This window comes from Streptomyces sp. NPDC059169 (assembly GCF_042755225.1).
Classification (GTDB): Bacteria; Actinomycetota; Actinomycetes; order Streptomycetales; family Streptomycetaceae; genus Streptomyces.
In genome coordinates this window covers 107,537-133,610 of record NZ_JBHZCF010000005.1, presented here as the reverse complement: position 1 = coordinate 133,610, position 26,074 = coordinate 107,537, and the positions used below count along the sequence as shown (strand labels likewise).

20 protein-coding genes are annotated in these 26,074 nt (G+C 72.8%); 10 read left to right on the top strand and 10 right to left on the bottom strand.

The annotated features are described in order from the left end of the window. Positions 1-208: 208 nt before the first annotated feature. Complete coding sequence (locus tag ACFXOM_RS11255) at positions 209-385, bottom strand: hypothetical protein (RefSeq protein WP_384936189.1); 177 nt, start codon at positions 383-385, stop codon at positions 209-211. Beyond that, positions 382-858: a redox-sensitive transcriptional activator SoxR gene (gene soxR, locus ACFXOM_RS11250; RefSeq protein ID WP_384936192.1), complete on the bottom strand. Its 477-nt coding sequence runs from the start codon at positions 856-858 to the stop codon at positions 382-384. Before soxR ends, ACFXOM_RS11255 begins: the two co-directional genes overlap by 4 nt. A gap of 112 nt (positions 859-970) precedes the next feature. Between soxR and ACFXOM_RS11245 the strand changes: the two genes are divergently transcribed. Continuing rightward, on the top strand, positions 971-1,432 hold the full coding sequence (locus ACFXOM_RS11245) for a MaoC family dehydratase (RefSeq protein ID WP_384936195.1): 462 nt from the start codon (positions 971-973) through the stop codon (positions 1,430-1,432). 77 nt (positions 1,433-1,509) lie between these two features. Here the strand turns inward: ACFXOM_RS11245 and ACFXOM_RS11240 are convergent, their stop codons facing one another. From ACFXOM_RS11240 to ACFXOM_RS11230, 3 genes are all read right to left on the bottom strand, one after another. Beyond that, on the bottom strand, positions 1,510-2,133 hold the full coding sequence (locus ACFXOM_RS11240) for a TetR/AcrR family transcriptional regulator (RefSeq protein WP_384936198.1): 624 nt from the start codon (positions 2,131-2,133) through the stop codon (positions 1,510-1,512). A gap of 55 nt (positions 2,134-2,188) precedes the next feature. Continuing rightward, positions 2,189-2,476 (bottom strand): YiaA/YiaB family inner membrane protein, encoded by a 288-nt coding sequence (locus ACFXOM_RS11235; protein WP_384936264.1) that lies wholly within the window; start codon positions 2,474-2,476, stop codon positions 2,189-2,191. Between the two features lie 125 nt (positions 2,477-2,601). Further along, complete coding sequence (locus ACFXOM_RS11230; protein WP_385037729.1) at positions 2,602-3,753, bottom strand: acyl-CoA dehydrogenase family protein; 1,152 nt, start codon at positions 3,751-3,753, stop codon at positions 2,602-2,604. Between the two features lie 64 nt (positions 3,754-3,817). On the opposite strand from ACFXOM_RS11230, the gene ACFXOM_RS11225 reads away from it, so the two are divergent. Continuing rightward, positions 3,818-4,528, top strand: coding sequence for a TetR/AcrR family transcriptional regulator (locus ACFXOM_RS11225; protein WP_384936203.1), 711 nt, complete (start codon positions 3,818-3,820; stop codon positions 4,526-4,528). A 396-nt stretch (positions 4,529-4,924) separates the two neighbouring features. On the opposite strand, the gene ACFXOM_RS11220 is transcribed toward ACFXOM_RS11225, so the two are convergent. The 4 genes from ACFXOM_RS11220 to ACFXOM_RS11205 all read right to left on the bottom strand — a co-directional run bounded on the left by ACFXOM_RS11220 (position 4,925) and on the right by ACFXOM_RS11205 (position 11,356). Next, on the bottom strand, positions 4,925-6,004 hold the full coding sequence (locus ACFXOM_RS11220) for a Zn-dependent alcohol dehydrogenase (RefSeq protein WP_384943890.1): 1,080 nt from the start codon (positions 6,002-6,004) through the stop codon (positions 4,925-4,927). 21 nt (positions 6,005-6,025) lie between these two features. Next, positions 6,026-7,417: an aldehyde dehydrogenase family protein gene (locus ACFXOM_RS11215; RefSeq protein WP_384936209.1), complete on the bottom strand. Its 1,392-nt coding sequence runs from the start codon at positions 7,415-7,417 to the stop codon at positions 6,026-6,028. Positions 7,418-8,223: 806 nt separating this feature from the next. Beyond that, the gene (locus ACFXOM_RS11210; protein WP_384936212.1) at positions 8,224-8,613 is read right to left on the bottom strand and encodes a hypothetical protein; all 390 of its coding nucleotides are present in this window, start codon (positions 8,611-8,613) and stop codon (positions 8,224-8,226) included. Positions 8,614-9,118: 505 nt separating this feature from the next. Continuing rightward, positions 9,119-11,356, bottom strand: coding sequence for a molybdopterin oxidoreductase family protein (locus ACFXOM_RS11205; RefSeq protein WP_384943892.1), 2,238 nt, complete (start codon positions 11,354-11,356; stop codon positions 9,119-9,121). Between the two features lie 339 nt (positions 11,357-11,695). Here ACFXOM_RS11205 and hmgA point away from each other — a divergent pair, with 339 nt between their 5' ends. The 6 genes from hmgA (at position 11,696) to ACFXOM_RS11175 (ending at position 21,972) form a co-directional block, all read left to right on the top strand. Further along, complete coding sequence (gene hmgA / locus ACFXOM_RS11200) at positions 11,696-13,021, top strand: homogentisate 1,2-dioxygenase (RefSeq protein ID WP_384936217.1); 1,326 nt, start codon at positions 11,696-11,698, stop codon at positions 13,019-13,021. Between the two features lie 24 nt (positions 13,022-13,045). Further along, positions 13,046-13,795, top strand: a complete 750-nt coding sequence (locus ACFXOM_RS11195) for a GntR family transcriptional regulator (RefSeq protein ID WP_384936220.1) — start codon at positions 13,046-13,048, stop codon at positions 13,793-13,795. A 7-nt stretch (positions 13,796-13,802) separates the two neighbouring features. Continuing rightward, positions 13,803-14,969, top strand: coding sequence for a type ISP restriction/modification enzyme (locus tag ACFXOM_RS11190; protein WP_384943894.1), 1,167 nt, complete (start codon positions 13,803-13,805; stop codon positions 14,967-14,969). Between the two features lie 114 nt (positions 14,970-15,083). Further along, complete coding sequence (locus tag ACFXOM_RS11185; protein ID WP_384936227.1) at positions 15,084-16,310, top strand: CaiB/BaiF CoA transferase family protein; 1,227 nt, start codon at positions 15,084-15,086, stop codon at positions 16,308-16,310. A 297-nt stretch (positions 16,311-16,607) separates the two neighbouring features. Further along, positions 16,608-20,609 carry a Pls/PosA family non-ribosomal peptide synthetase gene (locus ACFXOM_RS11180; RefSeq protein WP_385037725.1) on the top strand — a complete coding sequence of 1,334 codons (4,002 nt, stop codon included), beginning with the start codon at positions 16,608-16,610 and terminating at the stop codon, positions 20,607-20,609. A gap of 55 nt (positions 20,610-20,664) precedes the next feature. After that, positions 20,665-21,972 carry a M1 family metallopeptidase gene (locus ACFXOM_RS11175; RefSeq protein ID WP_384936232.1) on the top strand — a complete coding sequence of 436 codons (1,308 nt, stop codon included), beginning with the start codon at positions 20,665-20,667 and terminating at the stop codon, positions 21,970-21,972. A 279-nt stretch (positions 21,973-22,251) separates the two neighbouring features. Here the strand turns inward: ACFXOM_RS11175 and ACFXOM_RS11170 are convergent, their stop codons facing one another. After that, on the bottom strand, positions 22,252-22,518 hold the full coding sequence (locus tag ACFXOM_RS11170) for a hypothetical protein (protein WP_384936235.1): 267 nt from the start codon (positions 22,516-22,518) through the stop codon (positions 22,252-22,254). Positions 22,519-22,780: 262 nt separating this feature from the next. Here ACFXOM_RS11170 and ACFXOM_RS11165 point away from each other — a divergent pair, with 262 nt between their 5' ends. Both ACFXOM_RS11165 and ACFXOM_RS11160 read left to right on the top strand, forming a co-directional pair. Then, on the top strand, positions 22,781-24,310 hold the full coding sequence (locus ACFXOM_RS11165; RefSeq protein ID WP_384936238.1) for a DUF4331 domain-containing protein: 1,530 nt from the start codon (positions 22,781-22,783) through the stop codon (positions 24,308-24,310). Next, complete coding sequence (locus tag ACFXOM_RS11160) at positions 24,307-25,626, top strand: tetratricopeptide repeat protein (RefSeq protein ID WP_385037722.1); 1,320 nt, start codon at positions 24,307-24,309, stop codon at positions 25,624-25,626. Before ACFXOM_RS11165 ends, ACFXOM_RS11160 begins: the two co-directional genes overlap by 4 nt. The last annotated feature ends 448 nt before the right edge of the window (positions 25,627-26,074 follow it).

The window sequence follows — 26,074 nt, the reverse complement described above, 5'->3', positions numbered from 1 at the left end:
CCTGTCCTCCTTTTTTTGTTGTTGTTGTTCTTTTCTTTCTCCCCCTCCTTCTCTTCTCCCCCCCCCCCCCCTCTCCCCCCCCCCCCCCCCCACCGCGGCATGGGCACCGGACCCGCCGTACGCCCGGCGCGAGCGCGGGCGGACCCGCCGGACCCGTGGGGCGGCACCCACCCCGCCGTGCACCGGCTTGCGCTCGCCCACGATCGGTTCAATCGCCGCGCTGCCGAAGGAGCCGCGCCGAGACTCGCCGGGTGAATCCGCAACGCAAGCCCTCCCGCACCTCGGCGTTGATCGTGTTCACGATCACGACGGGAACGGCCGCGGCGGCGATGTTGCTCGCGCTGGGCCCCGCTTCCACCTCCGTTCGGACGGACAGCGTCGTCATGCCCCGCCCGCGACACGCCGGCGTTCCGGAAGCAGCCGCGAGCCCGTCATCCGTGCCCCGACGACGTCGTCGGGGTTGGACAGGACGCAGTTCTCGAGGGAAAGGCAACCGCAACCGATGCAGTCGGCGAGGTGGTCGCGCAGTCGACAGAGCTGCGCGATGCGCTCGTCGAGCTCGGCGCGCCACGTCTCGGAGAGCCGAGCCCAGTCCTCGCGGGTGGGGGTGCGCTCCTCCGGCAGTTCGGCGAGTGCGTCCCGGATCGTCGCGAGCGGGATGCCGACCCGCTGTGCCGCGCGGACGAACGCGACCCTACGCAGTGCGTCGCGCCCGTAGCGGCGCTGGTTCCCCGCGGTCCTGCGGCTGCTGATGAGCCCCTTGGACTCGTAGAAGTGCAGTGCGGACACGGCGGCACCACTGCGCGCGGACAACTGGCCGACGGTCAGCTCGTGGATCTTCTCGGGAATCTGCGGCATCCGGGAAGCCTATGTGACCGGGTGTCCGCCCTCCGTTGACAGGAGCCCCGCCCCCCAGCATGCTAAGCAGTCGCTTAGGTATTAGACGGGTGAAGAAGAAGGGAAGAGGGACATGACCGAGCCGAGGATCTTCACGTCCGCCGAGGAACTGGCCGCAGGAGTCGGCGAACAACTGGGCTACAGCGACTGGCTCGAGATCGACCAGGAGCGGATCGACCTCTTCGCCGACGCCACCGGCGACCACCAGTGGATCCACGTGGACCCCCGGCGCGCCGCGTCCGGCCCGTTCGGGAAGACCATCGCGCACGGCTACCTCACCCTGTCCCTGTTGCCCACGTTCGTGCCCCAGGTCCTCCGGGTCGAGGGCATGAAGATGGGCCTCAATTACGGCACCGACAAGGTCCGTTTCCCCGCACCCGTACCGGTCGGCTCGCGTCTGCGCGCGACCGCCGTCCTCAAGAAGGTCGAGGAGGCGGGCGGCGGCATCCAGGTCACGGCCGTGGTCACCGTGGAGCGCGAGGGGGGCGACAAGCCCGTGTGCGTCGCCGAGTCCGTGTCCCGCTACTACTTCTGAGGCCGGCCCGCACGGTCCGACGCCGGGGCCCACACCCCGGCCGGGCGCCGCCACCGCAGAGCGTCCGGTGGGCCCGGCTACGACCGGGCGGCCACCATCCTCAGCACCAGGTCCGCGTAGAGGGCGCCGACCTCCTCGGGCGTCCTCCGCCCCTGGGTGTTGAACCAGCGCGCCACGTCGATGCACAGCGACAGGACCGCGACCGTCGTACCGGACACGTCGGGGACGTCGAACTCCCCGCTCTCCACACCCTCGCACAGGATGTCCCGCACCACCGCGTCACTGCGGCGGCGCAGCGCGACGATCTCGGCGCGGTGCTCTTCGGAGAGCGCGTCGAGCTCGTACTGCACCACGCGCGCGGTGTCGTGCCGGCCGGCGTGCCACCGCACGAAGGAGCTCACGGCCTCGGCGAGCCGCTCACTGGGGGTGCCGGGCCGCGCGTACGCCGCCGAGAGGACTTCCAGGGCCTTGTCGTGGCCGATCCGGCTGATCCGGTGGAGCAGCTCTTCCTTGGTCTTGTAGTGGATGTAGAGCGCGGCGGGGCTCATCCCTGCGCGGCCGGCGATGTCCCGCGTCGTCGTCGCGTGGTAGCCCCGTTCGGCGAATGCCTCGACGGCTGCGACGAGGAGCTTCCTCGCGGCTTCGGGCGCGACCTCGCCCCACGGCGCGTCCTCGCCGGTCGTGTCCTCAGCCGTCGTCATGGCTCGCTCCTTCCGTCATCGGGACGAACACCATACCCCGAAGGTGAGCAAGCGCTTAGACCTTCTGGAACGGATCGTGCTCGGCGAGCAGCTTCTCCAGCCGCGCCTGGTCCACCCGGCTGACGATCCGGCCGGCCTCCTGCCGGTCCCTGACCACCTTGGCCAGGGTGAACGCCGAGGTGGTCAGGTAGAGCACCGCGACGGCCAGGAAGGCACGGACCCAGACGTCCGCCGCCAGGCTGACGATGCCGATGGCAGTGGCGCCCAGCGCGAGCGCGAAGGACGCGACCGCCTGCACGTAGTGCCCCGTGGTGTTCTGCTGCTTGACCGCCGTGTCCCGCATGTCACTCATGCACCGAAGCCTTCCGGCATTCGGCAGGACCGGCATCCGTACACGTACTCACGGCGGTACTCACGCGGGACGGTACTCGGGTGGGTGGTATCCGGCCGCCGGTGCGGCGCTACGGCTCAGAAGGCGGAGACGCCGGTGAGCGCGCGTCCGATGATGAGTTTCTGTATCTGGCTCGTGCCCTCGTAGAGGGTCATCACCCGTGCGTCGCGGAGCAGTTTGCCGACCGGGTACTCGTCGACGTAGCCGTATCCGCCGAAGACTTGCAGGGCGTTGTTCGCGGCGCGGACCGCCGCCTCCGACGCGAAGAGCTTCGCCTTGGACGCCGCGGTGGCGAAGTCCCTCCCCCGGTCCACGAGATCCGCCACCCGCCAGGTCAGCAGGCGCGCCGCGTCGACGTCCACGGCGATGTCACTGATCAGCTCCTGCACCAGCTGGTAGGAGGCGATCGGCTTGCCGAACTGCTCGCGCCGGCCCGCGTAGCCGACCGCCGCGTCGAGCGCCGCCTGGGCCAGACCGACACAGCCCGCGGCTACGGACATCCGCCCCTTGGCGAGTGCGGACATGGCGATCGAGAAGCCCTTGCCCTCGGGACCCAGCAGGGCGCCCCCCGGCACCCGGACATCCTCGAAGACCAGTTCGGCGGTGGCTTGGCCGCGCAGACCGAGCTTGCCGTGGACGGTGCGCCGGGTGAGGCCGGGCACGTCGGCCGGCACCAGGAAGGCGGAGACGCCCTGGTGGCCGGGGAGATCGCCGGTGCGTGCGAAGAGCAGCACCACATCGGCCCAGGTGCCGTTGGTGATGAACATCTTCGAGCCGTTGATGACGTAGTCACCGCCGTCCCGCACGGCACGGGTGGCGAGGCTCGCGGCATCGGAGCCCGTACCCGGCTCGGTCAGGCCGAAACAGCCGAGCGCGTCGCCGGAGGTGAGCCTCGGCAGCCACTGCAGCTTCTGCTCTTCGCTCCCCCAGGACGCGATGGTCTTGGCGACCAGGCCGAGGGAGACCGAGACGATGCCGCGGACCGAGGAGTCACCGCGTCCGAGTTCCTCCGTGACCAGGCAGTACGCCAGGTGGTCGCCGCCGCTGCCGCCGTAGTCCTCGTGAACCGTCAGACCGAGGAACCCGACCGATCCCAACTTCTTCACGATCGCCCTGTCGACGTTCTCGGCCCGGTCCCACGCGGTGGCGTACGGAGCGACCTCGCGGTCGACGAAGTCGCGCGCGAGCTGCCGGACGGCGTCGTGCTCCTCGCCGAGCTCCAGGTTCACCAGGGCACACCCTCTTTTAACTATCACTGCTAGTTTCTGTTTGGCAGGGCCTACTATGTGCCGCATGGCCCGACCGCGCAAGCCCCTTCTCAGCCGAGACCGCATCGTCGGAGCGGCGAGCGCGCTGGTCGACGCGGAGGGTCTCGACGCGGTCTCCACCCGCCGGCTCGCCGCCGAGCTCGGTGTGAGCGGCCCTTCCCTCTACAACCACTTCCGGAACAAGGACGAGATCCTGGACGCGGTCGCCGACGCGGTGAGCGCCCAGGTGGACCTGTCCATGTTCGACGAGAACGACGGACGCGACTGGCGCACCGCGCTGCACGACTGGGCCGTCTCCTACCGTGCGGCCCTCACCGACCACCCCCACGTCGTCCCCCTCCTCGCTCGCGGGCCCGGACGCCGGCCCGCCGGGCTGAAGGTGGCCGACGCCGTCTTCGGCGCCATGGTCCGTGCGGGCTGGCCACCGGCCCAGGCGACCCGCATCGGCGCACTGATGCGGTACTTCATCACCGGCTCCGCCCTCGGTTCCTTCGCCCGTGGGTTCGTGGACGACGAAACGGCCTACGACCCGGCCGACTACCCCCATCTCGGCCAGGCCCATCTGCTCGCCGAACGCCAGGAGGAGGTCGACGAGGGCGCGTTCGAAGCCGGGCTGCGCGCGCTGCTGGACGGGCTGTCCGTCCAGTACGACACGGAGGTACGGACCGCGCCCGGCGGGCGAGACGGGAATGCGCGGGGCGACCGCCAGGACGCCTCGGCCGGCGCCGAACGGTGACCTGGCCGTCCCTCAAGCCACGGCACCCGAGGTGCCGCAGCCCTCGCCGCGCCGCCCGCGGACGAGACCCGGCCCTGACCGACGACGCGCCCGCCCGGTTCCGCCGGGCACACGCGCCTGCACCGGGTGGAACCCGCTGCCCGCCCGCCTGATGGCACATGATGCGCAAGGAAGGGCACGTTCCCGCGGGGCGACTCTCGGGCACCGGGCCGGCCCGATGCCCGCGGAAAGGGACCCGCCGGGCGCGGCGGACGGCGCCGGAAGGACGCACCGACCGCGTCCGCCCCGCGCGGCCGCCAGGAGCGAGGGGGACGGCCGTTTGGGGCGTGCCGTGCCCCATCGGCCACGACGCGGGGCGCATGGGCGCTCGTTCGTGCCCGGTCGGCGTGGGATCTCCTAGAAGACCACCAGCGACCGACCGCCCCTGCCGGCGAGCATGGCTTCGAACGCGGCGGGAATGTCCTCGAGGGTGATCCGTTCGGTGACCAGGGCGCCCAGGTCGAGGCGTCCCGCGCGGATGTGCTCCGCGAGGACGGGCAGGTCGCGCACCGGGTCGGAGTTACCGTAGACGCAGCCGGAGAGAGTACGGCCCCAGTGGAAGATCTCCAGCGCGTTGAAGGTGACCCGCTCGTCCTTCCCGCCGATGCCGACGACCGTGGTCCGGCCACCCCTCCTGGTGGAATCCCAGGCCGTACGGATGCTGGAGGCGCGCCCCGCGCATTCGACGGCCACGTCCGCCCCCTGACCGCCGGTCAGCGCGCGGATCTCCTTGGCGGTGGCGTCGGAGGCGAGGACGAAGTCGGTGGCGCCGGCCCTCCGGGCCAGGGGCTCCTTCGTGGGCGACACGTCGACGGCGACGACGGTGGACGCTCCCGCGATCCGGGCCGCCTGGAGGGCGGCGAGCCCGACCCCGCCGACGCCGAAGACGGCGACCGACTCGCCCTCCCGGACCCGGGCGGAGTGGTGGACCGCGCCGTAGCCGGTGAGCACGGCGCAACCGAGCAGCGCGGCGTCGGTGAGCGGCACACCGTCCGGGGCGGGCAGTACGCAGTTGGCCGCGACGACGGTCTCCTCGGCGAACGCGGCGACGTTGAGACCGGGGTGGAGCTCCGTACCGTCCTCCGTGACGGCGTGGACGGCCCCGACCCCGGTGAGCGCGTCGGCGCACAGCCAGACCTCACCCATCGAGCAGTGGTGGCACCGCCCGCAGGACGGCGCCCAGTTGAGCACGACGCCGTCGCCGGGGGCGACGTGCGCGACGCCCTCGCCGACGGAGACGACCGTGCCCGCACCCTCGTGGCCGAGGACCGCGGGGACCGGCACCCGCATCGTCCCGTTGGAGAGCGACAGGTCGGAATGGCAGACCCCGGCGGCGGCCAGGCGCACCCTCACCTGCCCGGGACCCGGCTCCGGGAGCCGGATGCCGGTGACCTCCAGAGCGGAGCCGACGGCGGGCAGTACGGCGGCGCGGATCACGTTGAACACTCCTCGGAGCTGTCAGAACTGCAGGGACTTGGTCTGGAGGTACTCGGCGAGACCGTGCGAGCCGAGCTCCCGGCCGACACCCGACTGCTTGTAACCGCCGAACGGGGCGAGTGGGTTGAAGCGCCCTCCGTTGATGTCGACCTGCCCGGTGTCCATGCGTCGGGCGAACGCGACCGCCTCCTCCGGCTCGCCCCACACCGCGCCCGCGAGACCGTACACGGTGCCGTTGGCGATCCTCAGGGCATCGTCCTCGTCCTCGTACTTGAGGATGGAGACGACCGGGCCGAAGATCTCCTCCTGCGCAATGGTCATCTCCGGGGTGACGTCCGCGAAGACGGTCGGGGAGACGTAGTAGCCGGTCGTGCACGGGGCCTGCGGACCGCCCGCGACGACACGGGCGCCCTCGGCGACCCCCTTCTCGATGTAGCCGCGGACGCGTTGCTGCTGCCGGGCGTTGACGAGGGGGCCGACCCGGTCCCCGGGCCGGTACTTGGCGACCGCCTCGGCGGCGAGCGCGACGGCCTGCTCGTACTGGTCCTTGTGCACCAGCATCCGTGTCCAGGCACTGCAGGTCTGACCGGAGTTGGACATCACGTTGGCGATGCCGGTGCCGACGGCCCGGTCGAGGTCCGCACCGGGAAGGATCACATTGGCCGACTTGCCGCCGAGCTCCAGGGCGACGCGCTTGACGGCGCCGCCCGCCAGCGCCCCGATCTGCCTGCCGACGGCGGTGGAACCGGTGAACGACACCAGATCCACGTCCGGGTGCTCGGCCAACGCCTGTCCGGCGACCGGGCCGAGGCCGGTGACCAGGTTGAACACCCCCGCCGGCAGACCGGCTTCGTGGACGGCTTCGGCGAAGAGCTGGGCGGTGAGCGGGGTGTCCTCGGCGGGCTTGAGCACGATCGTGCATCCGGCGGCGAGGGCCGGGCCGACCTTGGCCACGATCTGGTGGAGCGGGTAGTTCCAGGGCGTGATCGCGCCCACCACTCCCACCGGCTCGTGCAGAACGGTGGAGTTGCCGACCCGCTCCTCGAAAGCGAACGTCTCGGCCAGCTCGGCGTAGGAGCCGGCGACGGCGATCGGCAGGCCCGCGTGGACGGCCTGGGCGAACTGCTCCGGTGCGCCGAGCTCCGCGGTCACGGTGGCGGCGATCTCGTCCTTCCGTGCCGCCAGGACGTCGCGGAGTGCAGCGATCTTCGCGGCCCGCCCGGAGGGCGGAGTCGCGGCCCAGCCGGGGAGGGCGGCCCGGGCCGCCCGTACGGCCGCGTCCACGTCCTCCGGCGTGCCGGCCGGCACGCGGCCGATGACCTGCTCGTCCGCGGGATTCACCACCGCGATGGTGTCGGTGCCGGCGGAGGACCGCCACGTACCGCCGATGTACATCCCGTCGTGGGCCTTCATCCGCTGTCTCCTTCGGCATGGCTCGGTGGTGCTCCACCCAAACTAGCGGTGTTAGTTTTCCGATGCCAGGGCGTGCCGGGCCCGACACCTGTGATTCTCACCCACCGGCACGACGGTTCTCCACCGCACGGGTGTTGGGCAGGACCACGATGCGGAGGGTGAGGGCGCCGGACTGGGCCCGTACGGCCCGTGCACGGGCTCCATCTCCTGCCGCACTCCGCCGGGCCACGGGCGGGCCCGGCGTCGCGGGCACCGGGGACCTGCCGTCCGCGTGGCGTCGCCGAGCGGTGGACGTGCGCACTGCCGGAGGCGGCAGGCGGGACCGTTGGTCATCCGGGTCGAGTCGACGCCCCCGGGGTCGTCCGCTGCGGCGCGGACGCCTCCCTGGCCCGCACACTGCGCGCCGGGGCGCAACTGCACGGAGGAACGACCCGGACCGCACACCGCCGCGGCGGGAGTCCGACGACCCGGGACGCACCCGTCCACAGGACGAGGAGCGCGCCCCGGCGGACTCTCGGCGAGCGGGGCCGGGCAGGAGCAGGGGCGGGGGGCGTGGTCGGTGGCGCGGAACCGCTCTCGCCGAAGGGCGGGAGGGGCAGAGGAGCCGGGGAAGAAGTGTTGCCGGGGGACGCTCGGCGGCGGTGCCGGCGCACACGCGGCGACGCCGCCTTTCCTTGGGCGTGCGCGCGCACGGGGTCCGGGACCGGTCCGCCGGACGCGTGCACGACGGCAGACGTCCGGCGGGCAGCCAGCGCGAGGGCCGGGGTAACCGGTTCGGTCATCGGGTCGGGCGGGAGTCCGGCTGCTCAGGCGGGAGCCTGGCTGCCGGCGGTCGTCGGGGTCGCCGGCACCTGCCGGGCGGCGTGCGGGGAGATGGCCGCGACCCTCGTCGCCTCACCGCCGGGCACGTGCACCCGCGAGCGGTCCCCCGGCGTGCTCCCGGTGATGGCGGTCGGGGTGGGAGCCGCGGTCACCGCCGGATTCTTGTCCTCGGGCGTCTTCGCCACCGCGGACCAGGTGCGCAGCCGGTGGCTGGCTGCCTCGTCCAGGCTCACGGGGGCACCGCGCTGCTCGGCGAGCCGGCTCGCCTCGCGGCCGAGCGCAGCCACGTCGTCCCAGCGGAGCCTCAGCACGACGGACAACTCCGCCCCACCGTCGGGCAGTCCGTGTATGTTCGGCCCGTCAGTTTCAGTCATTGCCGCTCCTGTCGTTGACGCAGTGACGTTTCACCGAACGTGGTCCGGCGCGGATAGTCACAAGTACGCGGCACCGGCGCCGCGCGTTCAGCAGCCACGGGAGAGTCCTGCGGAGGCGGGCGCGCCGCCCGTGCCCGGCCGCCGCCAGGAGGAGCAGGCCGGGCGTCACGGAGGGCGCGGCCGGGCCCCGGCCGTGCCGTGCGCTACGGCCCGTGCGCTGCGGCCCGTCGTACCCGGACGTTCGGCAACGGCGTCTTGCCCTGGTTTCCCTGCCCGCGCGTATGGCCGCCGGTCGGCGAGGAACGGGACCTGCGGAGCGCTGGGGACTGCCGGGCTCCGGCAGCAGGATTCCCTCCCGCTCGGCTCGGGAACGGTCACGTCGGACGGTGCCGGAGGGGACGCCCGCACCGAGGACCACGAGTGAAGTGGGTACGGTCCACTGCACGGTGAACGCGGTGCGGTCGCCGAACTCGACCTCGGCCGTGCCGACGAGGACTACGGTGAGTCAGCCACGAGGTGAGACCTCGACGGGGAAACCGTTGAGCACCGCGGTGCCGGACAGCGGGTCGAGCCGCGAACCGTCGAGCAGTTGGTTCACGTTGGCCCCGGGGCGGGCTGCGGCCACCGACATCCTGGTGCCGGGGCGGTCGTGCCCCCAGCCGTGCGGCAGGCTCACCACTCCGGTCCGCACCGCGTCCGTGATCTCGACCGGCGCCTCCACCTCTCCCCCGTCGCTCTTGATCCGTGCAACGGCTCCGTCGTCCAGTCCGAGGCGGGCGGCATCGGCGGGGTGGATCTGCAGGGTGCAGCGGTTGGAACCGCCGTTCAGAGCGGGGAGGTTGTGCATCCAGCTGTTGTTGGACCGCAGGTGACGGCGGCCGACGAGGACGAGCCGCTCCTCCCGCTGGCCGAGGGCGCGGCGCAGTCTCGGCAGGTCATCGGCGATGGGCTGCGGCAGGAGTTCGATGCGACCGCTGCGGGTCTTGAGGACCTGCCAGAGCCTGGGACGGAGCGGACCGAGGTCGATGCCGTGCGGAGCCTGGCGCAGGTCCTCGAGGACCAGGTCGTAGGGGCCGAGGCGGAGCATCATGTCCAGGCGCCGTTCTGCTCCGGTGCGACCGGTCAGCAGCCGGGCCTGGACGGCCGGGTCGGCACCGTGCAGCGGCGAGTGCGGGTCGACCACGGCCTTGCCGAGGGTCCGTTCGACGACGAGGTCGTCGACCGCCGACGGTTCGGCGCCGTGCATCCCGCCCACCGCGAGGATCAACCGGGCGTGGATCTCGCACTCGTCCATCAGCCCCGGGGCGAGGGGCACGGCCGGAGGGCTGTAGCGGACCTGGTTGCGTACCGCGAGGGCGTTGAAGGCGAAGTCGAAGTGTGCGCTCTGGGAAGGCGGCGGCGGGGGCAGCACCACGTCGGCGTGGCGGGCGGTCTCGTTCAGGTACGGGTCGACGCTGACCATGAAGTCGAGGCCGGCGAGCGCCCGGTCGAGACGGTCCCCGTCGGGTGCCGAGAGGACCGGGTTGGCGGCGATCGCGATGAGGGCCCGGATCCGCCCCGGGCCGGGTGTCTCGATCTCCTCGGCGAGTGCGGCGATGGGGAGTTCGCCCTTGGCCTCCGGGTGGCCGCTGACCCTGCTGCTCCAGCGGCCGAGGTCGAAACCCCTACCGGGGCGGGGTTCCTCCGGCCGCGGGCCGGGGGAGGAGCGGGGCGCGCGGTCGTGCGCAGCGAGCGGGAAGAGCGCACCGCCCGGCCGGTCGAGGTTGCCGGTGAGGACGTTCAGGACGTCGACGAGCCAGCTGGCGAGGGTGCCGTGCTCGACGGTGCAGCTCCCGATGCGTCCGTAGACCGCCGCACTGGGTGCGGCGGCGAGCTCGCGGGCCATCGCACGGATGTCATCGGCCGCTACGTCGCACGCCCCGGCCGCCGCCTCTGGCGTGAACTCCTCCACCGCTGCCCGGACGTCGCCGACCCCCTCGACGTGTGGCGCCAGCTCCCCGAGGTCGGTGAGGCCCTCTGCGAAGAGGACGTGGACGAGGGCTGCCAGCAGAATCGCGTCCGCGCCGGGGCGTATCGGGACGTGCCGGTCGGCCAGGGCGGCCGTGCGGGTGCGGCGCGGATCGACGACGGTGAGGGTCCCGCCGCGTCGCCGCAGGGCCTTGAGCCTGCCCGGGAAGTCGGGTGCGGTGCACAGGCTGCCGTTGGACTCCAGCGGGTTGGCGCCGAGGAGCAGCAGATGGGCGGTGCGGTCGAGATCGGGGACCGGGATGGCGACCGGACTGCCGAAGAGCAGTCCGCTGGAAACGTGCTTGGGCATCTGGTCGAGGGTGCTGGCGGTGAAGACGGTACGGGTGCGCAGCGTGGACAGGAGCACCGGGGGGTAGAGGCCACCGGCCATGGTGTGGACGTTCGGGTTGCCGAGGACCACGCCGACGGCGTCCGGCCCGTGGCCGTCGCGCAGCGGTGGGATCCGGGCCGCGATCATGTCGAACGCTTCCTGCCAGGTCGCTTCGCGCAGCCGGCCGTCCTTGCGGACGAGCGGGGTCCGCAGTCGGTCGGGGTCGGCGTCGAGCGCACCGAACGACGCGCCCTTGGGGCAGATGAAGCCCCTGCTGAAGACGTCATCGCGGTCGCCCCGGGCCGCCGTCACCCGGTCCTCCCTGACGGAGAGCGTCAGACCGCAGGTGGCCTCGCAGAGTGGGCAGATGCGCAGGGCTGTGCGGGTGGCGTCGGTTCCTGGCATGGGGCCCTCCCGGGGGCGGCGGCGTGGCGCGCGGGCACACATGAGCATACCGACCGGTACGCATGACGGGGAGGGTCTGCGGTGCCGCGCTCGCCCAGCGGCGCACCCCCGGGCGTGGCCGCAGCCACCTCACCCCCGTCCGGAACCCGCGCCGGGTGGGGGCGCGCACACGGGGCCCCGTTGGCCCGCGACGGATCGCCGCCCCGTCCGCACCGAAACCCGGCCGCCGCCCCTGCGACGCCGCACCCGAGTGGCCGGTGGATGCCGTTGACGAGGGCCGCCGTGGAATCCTACTGTCGACCATAGGATTCCTTGGGACCGGACGCATCGGGAGTGCGGATGAGCGGTATGGAGCAGGCGAGGAAGACGGCCGCGGGGCTGGATTACCTGACGGGCTTCGGCAACGAACACAGCTCGGAGGCCGTGCCGGGCGCCCTGCCGCTCGGCAGGAACTCGCCGCAGCGCGCACCGCTGGGGCTGTACGCGGAACAGCTGAGCGGCAGCGCGTTCACGGAGCCGCGGGCGCACAACCGACGCTCCTGGCTGTACCGGATCCGCCCCTCGGCCGCCCACCCGCCGTTCACGCGCGTCGACAACGGTGCGGTGCGCACCGCACCGTTCACCGAGACGGTCCCCGACCCCAACCGGCTCCGCTGGAACCCGCTGCCCGAGCCCGCACCGGGTACCGACTGGCTGGCCGGCCTGTGGACCCTCGGCGGCAACGGCGACGCCACCCAGCGCACCGGCATGGCCGTGCACCTCTACCACGCCAACACCGGCATGGACCGGGTGTTCAGCGACGCGGACGGCGAGCTGCTGATCGTGCCCGAGCACGGCGGGCTGCTGCTGCGCACCGAGTTCGGACTCCTCGCCGTGGCACCGGGCGAGGTTGCGCTGCTCCCGCGCGGAGTGCGGTTCCGCGTGGAGCTGCTGGAGGAGACGGCCCGCGGCTACGTCTGCGAGAACTACGGCCAGCCGTTCGTGCTGCCCGACCTCGGGCCCATCGGTGCCAACGGTCTCGCCAACCCCCGTGACTTCCGGGCGCCGGTGGCCGCGTACGAGGACGCCGAGGGCCCGGTGGACGTCATCAACAAGTTCTGCGGCAACTTGTGGACAGCCACCTACGACCACTCCCCCCTCGACGTCGTCGCCTGGCACGGGAACCACGTGCCCTACGCCTACGACCTGCGGACGTTCAACGTGATGGGGACCATCTCGTACGACCACCCGGACCCGTCGATCTTCACGGTGCTGACCTCGCCGAGCGACACCCCGGGGCTGGCCGGCGTGGACTTCGTGGTCTTCGCCCCGCGCTGGCTGGTCGGCGAGGACACCTTCCGCCCGCCGTACTTCCACCGCAACGTGATGAGCGAGTACATGGGCCTCATCGAGGGGGCCTACGACGCGAAGACCGCCGGGGAGGGAGGTTTCGTACCGGGCGGCGGATCACTGCACAACATGATGTCGGCGCACGGCCCCGACCGGGAGACGTTCGACCGCGCGAGCGCCGCGGAGCTGGAGCCGCAGAAGATCGACGACGGTCTTGCCTTCATGTTCGAGACCCGCTGGCCGGTGACGGCGACCGCCCAGGCGGCGAACGCGGACCACCTGCAGAGCGCGTACGACGACGTGTGGCAGGGTCTGGAGCGCCACTTCCGGTCATGAGGCCGGATCTGATACGGAGTTGCCGTGACCGCCTTCGCCCCCGACTCGCTCGTCCTCAACCGCAAGCTGCCGCTCTGGTACCAGGTCTCGCAGTCGCTGCGGGCCTCGATACTCGGCCGTCGGCCTCAGGACCCGCTACGGCTCCCCACCGAGGAGCAGCTCGCCGAGCACTACGGCGTGAGCGTGCTGACCATGCGGCAGGCGCTGAAGGAGCTGGAGACGGAGGGGCTGATCAGCCGGCACCGTCGGCGCGGCACCTTCATCGAGCCGGGCGCGCGGCGGAGTGCGCCGAGACGACTGCTGGGCTCGATCGACGCCATCGTGGCCCAGCAATCGGGCGAACGCACGACGGTCCTCGCGCGCACGGCCGGTGCGGTGCCGGGTGACCTGGCCGAGTACTTCCCGGACACGGACGAGGTCGTGACGTACCGGCGGCTGCGCCGCGACGGGGACAGCGGGGAACCCACCAACTGGGCCGAGAACGCGGTGCGTCCCGACGTCGCGGCGGGGCTCGACGTCGCGGACCTGGAGCGCTGGCCGATGACCAAGGTGTTGCGGGACGCCGTGGGGGTACGGATCAGCAGGATCACGGACACGGTGGAGGCCCGGCTCGCCGACCCGGAGACCGCGGAGCTGCTCCAGGTGCCCCTGCTGTCACCGATCCTGCACTACACCGGCGTGACGTACGACGACGAGGGGCGGGTGGTGGACGTGGCGCGCATCCGGTACCGGGGAGACCGCTTCTCGTTCTCGGTGACCGTCGAGGCGGAGTGATCCGCCGATGCTGCTGGACGACGTCATGCCCTGGTCCACCGGTCCGCTGCGGCTGGGACGCAACTGGGTGGTCGCGCCGGACGCGCGCACCCTGCGGGCCCGCTGGGACGCCCTGGTGGCCACCGGGGGTGCGGAGCGGGCCGCGCTGTTCCGGGAGACCCGGGCCAGGAACCTGGACACGCCCGTCGCCGCTCTGCCGGGGCAGGCCACCGGCACCGTGCGGTTCGGCAAGGAGGGCGGGCCGTGCCCCGAACCCGTGCGCATCGCACACGGAGCGTTCGACGAGCAGTGGCTCGTACCCGACCACCGGCTGATCGACGTCGCACGGCCCGAGTTGTGGCGGGTCGCCGACGAGCGGCAACTGTTCGCCGTCGAGCAAGCGCACCTGCCGGGTGCCGCGGGACCCGCCGTCCTGGTCTCTGCGGTCCTGCCCGAGGGCCGCTCCCCGGCGGGCAGGCCCGGGCGGATACGGCCGCTGTACCGGCGCCCCGGCGGGCTGGAGCCCAATCTCACCCCGGGGCTGTTGGAAGCCCTCTCCGGCCGCTACGGGTCCGACGTCATGGCCGAGGACGTGTTCGCCTGGGTGGTCGCCACCGGCCGCACGACGACGCAGGGGTGCGCGGTCCCCCTCACCTCGGACGCCACGGTGTGGACCCGTGGCGTCGAACTCGGACGGCACATGATCACCGTCCAACTCCGGGGCGCGCGGGGCGGAGAGCGCCCCCGACTGCCCGGCGGGCGCCGGCCCTACGTCCGGGCGGCGATCCCCCCGCGACCCGCGACCATGGCGTACGACGGCGAGGACGAGGCCCTGCTGCTCGACGGGGGCCGGATCGCACCGGTTCCGGCCGAGGCCTGGGAGTTCCGGGTGGGCGGCGTGCCCGTGCTGGAGCACTGGTTCGAGCGCCGGACCACCGGGGCCGAGCCGGGCACGTTGGAAGCGTTCCGCCCGGCGGCCTGGCCACAGGAGTGGACCTCCGAACTGCTGGAGCTCATCACCGTCCTCGCCCTGCTGGGCCAGGCTGAGGGCCGGCGGGCCGCCCTGGAGGAGGCCGTGGCCCTGACCGCGTGGGAAGGTACCGGGCTCCCCGGTGTCCCGTCGGCCGCCCGGGGCCCCGCGTCCGTCCTCGACCACCCGGAGGAAGGGCCGGAGGGGCAGTTCGCCCTCCTGTGAAGGACGCCCTCCACCGCCTGCGCGCGAGCTCCACGGCCTGCGCGCGAGTGCCCGCGCCCCGCGGCTTCTGCCCGGGGTGACAAGAGCGCCGGCTACACGATAGGGACGGCTGTCATGAGCCCACTGCCACTGCCCCTCGAAGGCGTCACCGTCGTCGCCGTCGAACAGGCCGTCTCGGCCCCGTTCGCCACCCGCCAGCTGGCGGACCTCGGCGCCCGGGTGATCAAGGTCGAGCGCCCGGACGGCGGGGACTTCGCGCGCGGCTACGACACCGCCGCGCAGGGCCTCGCCTCACACTTCGTCTGGTGCAACCGCGGCAAGGAGTCACTCGCCGTGGACCTCAAGGATCCGCGGGGCCTGGACGTGGTGCGCCGACTCGTCGCCCAGGCGGACGTCTTCGTGCAGAACCTCGCGCAGGGTGCCGCGGCACGACTCGGCCTGGACGCCGCGACCCTGTGTGCCGCGCACCCGCGGCTGATCGCGGTGGACATCTCCGGCTACGGCCCCGACGGGCCGTACGCACACAAACGGGCGTACGACATGCTCGTCCAGTGCGAGGCCGGCCTGGTCTCGGTGACCGGCACACCGGAGCGGCCCGTCAAGGCGGGCATCCCGGCGGCCGACGTCGCCGCGGCGATGTACGCCTTCTCCGGGGTCCTGGCGGCGCTGTTGCGCCGGGCGACGACCGGGCTCGGCGGGCCGGTGGAGGTCTCGATGCTGGACGCGCTCGCGGAGTGGATGGGGCACCCGCTCCACCACGGCATGCACGGCGGCTCCGCCCCGGCGCGCACGGGCGTCGCGCACGCCGTCATCGCCCCGTACGACGCCTATCCGACGGCCGACGGCGGTCAGGTGCTGCTGTCGGTGCAGAACGACCGGGAGTGGCGGCGACTGGCGGAGCAGGTGCTGGGACGTCCCGAGCTCGGCACCGACCCGGACTTCGCAACGAACAAGGCGCGCACGGCGAACCGCGCGAGGACGGACGCCGTCGTCGCCGAGGCCCTCGCCCGGCTGGACACGGGCCGGGCCGTGGCGCTGCTGGAGGAGGCGGGCATCGCCTGCGCCCGGCTCAACACCGTCGAGGACCTGGCGGCCCATCCTCAACTGGCGGCCCGTGCCCGCTGGCGCGAGGTCCCCACACCCACCGGTCCGCTCCGGGCGATGCTGCCGCCCATCACCTTCCCCGGTGGCCCCGAGCTGCGCATGGGAGCCGTTCCGGCGCTCGGCGAGCACACCGACGCCCTGCTCCGCGAGGCGGGGCTGACGCCCCCGCAGGCGGCGGAGCTCCACCGGGACGGAGTCGTGGTGCCGGCCGGACCGGCCGAGCAGCGCCCCGAATGACCGTTTTGACGCGTGCCGTACACCACAGCGACCCCTTCCGGTGTCAGTCAGTGAGCACTTCTTGACCGTCCGTGTCCCCGCCTGACCTGCGGGACCACCCGCCCGACCGGGCACCGGCGGCGGTGCGGCCGGTGCGGCCGACAGAGCGCACACCAGGCAGTTCGAGTGAACGCTGGATAAACTCCTCGTTTGCCGTGCGCGAACCTCGGATTCGCTGCGCACTCCGCACGACTACGGAGAGTGAGAGATGCGTATGAACGAGCACCGCACCACGTCCGCCTGCGATCGGCGCGCCGCATGACCGTCGCCCCGGATCCCGCGACCCTCATAGACCCCCTCCTCGACGATGCGCCCGCGCCGGCGCTCTTCACCGCGGGCGGTCCCCCCGCCGGGCGTACCCTGCTCGACGTCCTCGACGAGACCGTGCGCCGCCATCCTGACGCACTCGCCGTGGACGACGGCGCCGATCCCCTCACCTACCGTGACCTGCGCGTCCGGGTCGAGGCACTGCGCAAGGAGCTCGCCGGCGCGGCGATCGGCATCGGCGACCGGGTCGGCGTTCGCGTCCCGTCCGGGACCGCCGACCTGTACGTCTCCGTCCTCGGCGTGCTCGCCTCGGGGGCCGCGTACGTCCCCGTCGACGCCGACGACCCGGACGAGCGCGCCGAGCTCGTCTTCGGCGAAGCCGCCGTGTGCGCCGTGATCGGCGCGGGCCGCTCCGTCGTCCCGCGGGCCACCCCCGGAGGGGTCACCGGACGCCGCCCGTCCCCGGAGGACGACGCGTGGATCATCTTCACGTCCGGATCCACGGGGAAGCCCAAGGGCGTCGCCGTCACCCACCGCAGCGCGGCGGCCTTCGTCGACGCCGAGGCGCGGCTCTTCCTCGCGGACGCCCCGCTGAACACCGACGACCGGGTGCTCGCCGGCCTCTCCGTCGCCTTCGACGCCTCGTGCGAGGAGATGTGGCTGGCCTGGCGGCACGGCGCCTGTCTGGTCCCCGCCCCCCGGTCCCTGGTGCGCAGTGGCGCCGACCTCGGCCCCTGGCTCGTCGCGCAGGGCATCACCGTCGTCTCGACGGTCCCGACCCTCGCCGCGCTCTGGACCGCCGAGGCGCTGGACGGCGTACGACTTCTCGTCTTCGGCGGCGAGGCCTGCCCTCCCGAACTGGCGGAACGCACCGCGGTCGACGGACGCGAGGTCTGGAACACCTACGGCCCCACCGAAGCCACGGTCGTCGCCTGTGCCGCCCGGCTCACGGGTGCGGGCCCGGTACGGATCGGGCTGCCGTTGGACGGCTGGGAGCTGGCCGTCGTGGACGACCGCGGCGAGGTCGTGCCGATGGGCGGCACGGGTGAGCTCGTCATCGGCGGCATCGGCCTGGCCCGGTACCTGGACGCGGACAAGGACGCCGAGAAGTACGCCCCCCTGCCGGCGCTCGGTTGGGACCGCGCCTACCGCAGCGGCGACCTGGTCCGCGCCGAGAGCGAGGGATTGCGCTTCGTCGGGCGCGCGGACGAGCAGGTCAAGCTCGGTGGCCGCAGGATCGAACTCGGCGAGATCGACGCTGCGCTCCGGGCCCTGCCCGGGGTGCAGGGCGCCGCAGCCGCCGTACGCACCAGCGATACGGGACACCAGGTGCTGGTGGGGTACGTGGTACCGGAGCCGGAGGGCTCCGCCGCACCCGACGCAGGAGCCGCCACCGGTACCGGTGCCGCGGGGCCCGGTGGGCGTCCGGGCGCCGGTGCGGCCACCGCCGGGGACGACGGCCCGCGGCGGACGGGTCACGGGGCGTTCGACAGGGCCGACGCGGTGGCCAGGTTGCGCAAGGAGCTGCCCGCGGCCCTCGTGCCGGTCGTGGCCGTCGTGGACGTGCTGCCGACCAGGACCTCCGGCAAGGTCGACCGCGACGCGCTGCCCTGGCCCCTGCCCGAAGGGGCGATCGACGTGTCGGACGCCGGTGCCGCGCTCACCGGGACCGAGGCGTGGCTCGCCGAACAGTGGACCCGCGTCCTCGGTACGCCGGTCACCGGACCCGAGGCGGACTTCTTCGCCTCCGGCGGCGGCAGCCTCGCCGCGGCCCAGTTGGTGTCGCGGATCAGGGAACGCCACGCCGACGGGTCGGTCGGCGACATCTACCGGAACCCGACCCTCGGCGCTCTCGCCCGGGCCCTGGAGGCCGCCTCCGCGGACGGCGTTCGACGACGGCCGGTGCGGCCCGTGCCACTGCGCACCGGCGCGGTGCAGATACTGCTCCTGCTGCCGTTGCTCACGGTCGCCGGGCTGCGATGGGCCCTCGCGGCCGCAGCCGTCGCCAACCTCCTCGGGCTGCCATGGGCCCCCGCGGTCTCGTGGTGGTGGATCGGGCTCGGCTGGCTGCTCCTCGTCAGCCCGCCCGGGCGGATCGCCGTCGCTGCCGGTGGCGCACGACTGCTGCTGCACGACGTGCGCACCGGCACGTATCCCCGCGGCGGAAGCACCCACCTGCGGCTGTGGACCGCCGAGCGCCTCGCCGAGCTCAGCGGTGCGACCGGACTCGCGGGTGTGTGGCTCACGTACTACGCGCGGGCGCTCGGCGCCCGCGTCGCCGAGGGCGTCGACCTGCACGCCCTACCGCCCGTGACCGGCATGCTGCGACTCGGCAAGGGCTGCGCGGTCGAGCCCGAGGTGGACCTGTCGGGCCACTGGGTGGACGGCGACCGGCTGCACATCGGTGCCGTGAGGATCGGGGCGGGTGCCGTCGTCGGGGCCCGCAGCACGCTCTTCCCCGGGGCGCGCATCGGCAAGCGGGCCGAGGTCGCCCCCGGATCCGGTGTGACGGGCGCGGTGCCGGCGGGCGAGCGCTGGTCCGGCGCCCCGGCGACCCGCAAGGGCAGGGCGGCACGGCGCGGGCCGACGGACCGGCCACCGCGCAAACGCCGCTGGACCGCCGTGTACTCGCTGACCTCGCTGCTCCTCGGGCTGCTGCCGGTACTCGCCGCGTTGCCGGGCCTCGCGGTGTTCGCCGTCTTCCTCGAGGGCCGCAGCCGTCCCGCCGAGGCGCTGGCCTCCGCGCTGACCGCCGTGCCTTTGGCGACGCTCGCCGCCGTGGGCACCTACGCCCTGCTGGTCCTCCTGGGGGTGCGCGTCCTCTCCCTGGGGCTGCACGAGGGCCACCACCCCGTGCACGGCCGGATCGCCTGGCAGGCCTGGTCGACCGAACGGCTCATGGACATGGCGCGATCGCACCTGTTCCCGCTGTACGCAAGTCTCCTCACACCGGTGTGGCTGAGGGCGCTCGGGATGAAGGTCGGGCGCGGGGTGGAGGCCTCGACCGTACTGGCGCTGCCCAGCATGGCGCGGGTCGGCGACGGGGCGTTCCTGGCAGACGACACCATGGTGGCCCCCTACGAACTCGGCGGCGGTTGGCTCCGCATCGCCGGGGCACGCGTCGGCAAGCGTGCGTTCCTCGGCAACTCCGGGATGGCCGCGGCGGGCCGGTCGGTGCCCAAGCGGGGTCTGGTCGGCGTGTTGTCCGCTGCGCCGAAGCGCGCGAAGGCCGGCTCCTCCTGGCTCGGTATGCCGCCGATGAAGCTGCCCCGGGCGGCCCACCAGGGCGATCAGCGCCGTACGTTCGCCCCGCCGGGCCGGCTGAAGTGGGCACGTGCCGGCGTAGAGCTGTTTCGGGTGGTGCCGGTGATGGGCGGTGCGGCGCTCGCCGTGCTGACCGTCGCCGCCTTCCAGTTGCTGGCCGGTCGGCTCGGTCCGGTGGCCGCGGCGTGGTGCGGCGGTGTGCTGCTGGCGGCCGCGGGCGCGACCGCCGGCCTGGCCGCGATCGCGGTGAAGTGGTTGCTGGTCGGCCGGTTCACTGCTGCCGAGCACCCGCTGTGGTCGTCCTTCGTGTGGCGCAACGAGTTGGCCGACACCTTCGTCGAGGTGCTAGCCGTGCCGTGGCTGGTCGGAGCGACCGCCGGCACACCGCTGATGAACGTGTGGCTGCGCGCCCTCGGCGCCCGGGTCGGCCGCGGCGCCTGGTGCGAGACGTACTGGCTGCCGGAGGCGGACCTCGTGAGCGTGGGCAGCGGCGCGAGCGTCAACCGCGGCTGCGTGTTGCAGACGCACCTCTTCCACGACCGGATCATGCGCGTGGACAATGTCGTCCTCGGGGCGGGCGCGACGCTCGGCCCGCACGGCATCGTCCTGCCGGGCGCGGTGCTCGGGGAGGGCACGGCGGTCGGCCCCGCGTCGCTGGTGATGGCCGGGGAGCGGGTGCCCGCGCACACCCGCTGGCTGGGCAACCCCATCGCGGCGTGGAGGCGGTGAGGCACTCCGCGGGAAGACGGTTCGGACACGGCGCACGACCGGAGGACGTACGAGGGTGACGGACGCGTACCTGCCGCAGCACGGCGACAACGGCTACCGGACGACGGAGTACGACCTGGAGCTGGACTACCGTCCGCACTCCGGGCGGCTCACGGGACGCGCCGCGATCAGCGCCGTGGCCGAGCGCGCACTGCCCGAGATCGTGCTCGATCTCGGGCGGTTCCGCCTGGGCAAGGTCCTGGTGGACGGCGGACGCCCGGCCCGGTACGCCCATCGCGGCGACAAGCTGCGGATCCGGCCGCCCCGGGCCCTGCGCGCGGGCGCGCCCTTCACCGTGGAGGTGCGCTACACGGGGGTGCCGCACACCGTCCGCACCCGTGACTGGGGGGACCTCGGCTGGGAGCAGTGGGACGAGGGCGCACTCGTGGCTTCGCAGCCGAACGGCGCACGCTCCTGGTTCCCCTGCAACGACAGGCCCGACGACAAGGCCGTCTACCGGATCTCGGTGACGGCCCCCACTCCGTACGCGGTGGTGGCGAACGGCACGCTGGCCTCCCGCACGATCAGCGCCTCGACGACGACCTGGGTGTACGAGCAGTCCGCGCCGATGGCCACTTACCTGGCGACCGTGCAGATCGGCCCCTACGAACTGGTCGACGTGCCCGGGGCGGGTGCGGTGCCGCAACCCGCGGCGGTACCCAGGGCACTGCTCGGACGCTTCGCCCGGGACTTCGCACGGCAGCCGCAGATGATGACGGTGTTCCAGGACCTGTTCGGGCCCTATCCCTTCGACGACTACGGCGTCGTGGTCGTCGACGAGGAACTGGACGTGCCGGTCGAGGCACAGGGCCTTTCGATCTTCGGAGCCAACCACGTGGACGGCCGGCGCGGCTGCGAGCGGCTCGTGGCGCACGAACTCGCCCACCAGTGGTTCGGCAACAGCCTGACGGTCGCGGGCTGGCGGCACATCTGGCTGAACGAGGGCTTTGCGAAGTACGCCGAGTGGCTGTGGTCCGAGATGTCCGGCGGCGCGTCGGCGGCGGCCCTGGCGGCGGCCGCCCGCGGTCGGCTGGCCCTGATGCGGCAGGACATCAGGATCGGGGACCCCGGTGTGCGCCGGCTCTTCGACGACCGGGTCTACGAACGGGGCGCACTGACCCTGCACGCCCTGCGCACGGAGATCGGACACACGTCCTTCGTGGACCTGCTGCGGGAGTGGACCGCGACGCACCGGCACGGAGTGGTGACCACGGAGGAGTTCATCGCCCTCGCCCGACGGCATTCGGCCCGCCCACCGGACGGGTTGTTCACGAGCTGGCTGTACGAGACGGAACTCCCCGCGCTGCCGAAGGGGCGCAGCTGAACCCTGGGGAAGGCCGGGCGGGTAGGGGGTTGGTCCGGGGGCGTCCGGGGCCGAGCGGAAGCCGGAGGGAGCGGCGTTGCTTCACTGCGGGCGGGTGCGAAGGATGCAGGAGGACCGGGTGGGACCGCAAGGGAGTGGAGTGGAAGCCTCCTGACGACAGGGGCTCGGACACGGAGTGCGGCTGGGGTGGTCGGGCCTCGGCGGCCGGGCGGGTGAGCGGGGGACGGGTGCGCGTGAGGTGCACGCGTGCCCGACGCTGCCGGCCGGCCACCCCGCCGGCTAGTGGCCTCGACTGCCGAAGAGCGAGCGCCGAAGCCTACGCAGCGGTGCGAAGAGCGAGACGCGCGCGCTCTTGCTGCCACGGGTGTGCGCGACATCACGTGCCGTCAGCTCGCGCATCAGCAACGTGGCCTCGGCTGCCTCACGCTGCGGCACGGCAGGTCCGCCGAGCACCGCGAGATGGCGGTCGAGACGCGAGCTGGTCGCGCTGCTTCCGCATGTGATCGCAGGCACTCGTGGCCTGCTGCGCACCGTTATCTGTTCCATTTCACTCCCCACCCGTACGAGGGCACCCGGCCCGGGCAGGTTAACCCTATCGCCCCGCAGTGACACCCGTGTATCCCGGCCACGTGATTCACCACATCTGCACGAGGGTTGACAACTACTCTCCGAATACAGCTGATTCCAGGGCGAGTTGGACAGTTTTGAAACTCGACCAATCCACCGGCCCACCCCGTCCGAATACCCGTCACCAGGCAGTACTGAACTCCTCGGTTCACGACAGGCCAACGACAGGACAGGGACGAACATGATCTCTCTCAACAGGAGCGCGCGGGAGCGCAGGGGCGTTGCCGCGCTCGTCTGTGGCGCGCTGGCCGCCGGGGGGCTTGCAGCCGCCGGCGTGAGCACCACCCTTGCGCCGGGAACGGCACACGCGTCCAGCCACCGCGAAGCGCCCCTGATATCGGGCCAACCGCAGTACGACGCCACGGACGTCTACGCGTTCGTGAGCCCCGACAAGCCGGACACCACCACGGTGATCGCCAACTTCCTGCCGTTCGAGGAACCGGCGGGCGGGCCGAACTTCTACAAGTTCGCGGACGACGCCCGCTACGACCTCAACATCGACTCCGACGGCGACTCGCAGCCCGACCTCATCTACCGCTGGACCTTCCGCGACCACGTGAAGAACGGCGACACGTTCCTGTTCAACACGGGTCCGGTGACGAGCCTCCACGACCCCGACCTCAACATCACGCAGACCTACGACATCGAACTGCTCCGACTGCGGGGCCGGCATGTGATCTCCACCACCAAGATCGCCGACGATGAGCCGGTCGCCCCGTCGAACGTGGGCAAGGCATCCATGCCCGACTACGCCAAGCTGCGCGACCACGCCGTGCGCAAGCTGCACGACGGGACCACGGTGTTCGCGGGCCAGGCCGACGACTCGTTCTTCCTCGACCTGCGGGTCTTCGACCTGCTGTACGGGGGCGACCTGTCCGAGGTCGGCAACGACACGCTCAAGGGCTACAACGTCAACACACTCGCGCTGCAGGTCCCGTCGGAGCACATCCGCCAGTCGGTCGGGCAGCCGGTGGTCGGCATCTGGTCCACCACGCAGCGCAAGAACGCGCGCGGGCGCTGGACCCAGGTCTCCCGCCTCGGGATGCCACTGGTCAACGAGGTCGTCATCCCGCTGAAGGACAAGGACAAGTTCAACGCGTCCGAGCCGAAGAACGACGGCGACTTCCTCAAGTCCGTCACCGAGCCCGAGCTGCCGAAGCTCATCGAGGGCATCTACAAGATCGAGGCCCCGAAGACCCCGCGAGACGATCTCGTCTCGGTGTTCCTGACCGGCGTGAAGGACCTCAACCAGCCGCCGAAGGTCCGGCCCGCGGAGGAACTCCGCCTCAACACCGCCGTCCCACCGACCAACGCCCCGAAGCGGCTCGGCGTGCTCGACGGCGACAACGCCGGATTCCCGAACGGACGCCGGCTGACGGACGACGTCGTGGACATCGCCCTCCAGGTCGTCGAGGGCGAACTGCTCGGCAAGAAGAACGACTTGGGCGACTCGGTGAACGAGAACGACCAGAAGTTCGGCCACAGCTTCCCGTACGTGGCGCTGCCCGCATCGGGATCGGACACCCGGGCGTCTGCGAAGGGTGCCGGCACCCGCAGCCAGCTCGACGGCGGCACCGGGCTCGTCGCGGGTGACGCCATGAGCAACCGAACACTGATCGCCGTGTCGCTGGGATCGGCCGCCGCCGGTGTCGTGCTCCTCGGCCTCGGCCTCGCGTGGTGGCGGACTCGGCGGCGCGGTAGGTGGTCATGACGCGCAGCACCGTTTCGGTGTGGCGCCTCGGGGCCGGGGTCGTGGGGCTGGCGTTCGTGCTGACGGCCGCGGGAGCGCTGGTCGGCGGAGCGAGCGACGCACCCGCGGCCCCGGCCGCGGCCGGGGCCGGGGCCGCCGTCGGCCAGGGCACCTCAGCGGCCGTCGGCCCGCTCCAGGCCCACCTCAAGGCGCAGCCGAAGGACGCGGGTGCCTGGGCTTCGCTCGGGGCCGCGTACGTCGAGGAGGCCCGCATCAGCGGCGACCCGGCGCTCTACCCGAAGGCGGAACAGGCCCTCGCCCGCTCGCTGCGCCTGCGCCCCGACGGCAACGCCGAGGCGCTCTCCGGGCGCGCGGCCCTGGCCGCCGCCCGGCACGATTTCCCGGCGGCCCTGCGCGACGCCGACGGCGCGCTCGCGGTCAACCGCTACAGCGAACGCGGTCTGGCCGTACGGATCGACGCCCTCGTCGAACTCGGACGGTACGACGACGCGCTGAAGGCGGCGGGGCTGGCCGACGACCGACGACCCGGCATCCCGGTGTTCACACGGTTCGCCTACGTGCGGGAGCTGCGGGGCGAGGTGGCGGAGGCCCAGCGCGTGCTGGAACTGGCCCGTGATTCTGCGAGCACCCGCGGCGACATCGCGTACACGGCGACGGCACTCGGACAACTCGCCTGGTCCCAGGGGAGGTACGACGAGGCCCTACGGCACTGCACGGAGGCTCTGAAGGCGGATCCCGGCAATCTGGAGGCACGCGAGTACCGGGCCCGGGTCACGGCGGCGAAGGGCGACCTTCCCTCGGCGGTCGAGGAGTTCGAGAAGATCGTGGAGCAATCCCCGTTGCCGGGACGGCTCGTGGCGCTCGGCGAACTGTACGAGGCGACCGGCAAGACCGCGCTGGCGCGACAGCAGTACGCGGTCGTCAGCACCTGGACGGGTCTCGCCCGGGCGGGTGGGATGAACGTCGACCTGGACACCGCACTCGCCGCGGCGGACCACGGTGACCGTGCCGAGGCGCTGCGGGCCGCCCGAGCCGAGTGGCAACGGCGGCGGACCGTACACACCGAGGACGCCCTCGCCTGGGCGCTGTACCGCGCCGGCAAGCCCCGGGAGGCGCTCGCCCACGCCCGGCAGGCGACCGCCACCGGATATCGCAACGCGGTGTTCCTCTACCACCGGGGGGCGATCGAACGCGCCGTGGGCGACACGGCCGCCGCACGGGGTTCGCTGTCCCGCGCCCTGGCGCTCAACCCGCACTTCTCACCGCTCGGTGCCCGTGAGGCACGGCGGATGCTCGACGGTCTGGAGGGTTCATGAGGGCCTACTTCGGGAGTGGGTTCGCCGCCGTGGCCGTCGCCCTCGCGGCCCTGCTGGCCGGGGTACGCGGACGCGTGTCCCGCGTGGGGGCACGGAGCACGACCGCCTCGCCGTCACCGCGCACCGCTCCGGCGGTGCCGCCGCGCAAGGCTGGGGATCTCCCGGCGCGGGGGCGGCGGGGCGGCTCCCCCGCGGCGCCGCCGCGACACCGCCCGACGCCGCCGTCCCCACGGCACGGTGCCGACGCGCCGCACCACGCCGGCGTGCCGTCGGAGATCCGCACCCAAAACTGCGCACTGTCCGAGCAGGCACCCGGCCCCGGCGCCACGGCGCGTACCACGAAGCGCCGTGCCGCGGCGCCGACCGCCCCTGCGCGGGGCCCCCTGCCCCCCACAGAGGACCCCCACCCTTCGCCCCCAACACGGAGGGGGCCCGCCCGGCGGACCCC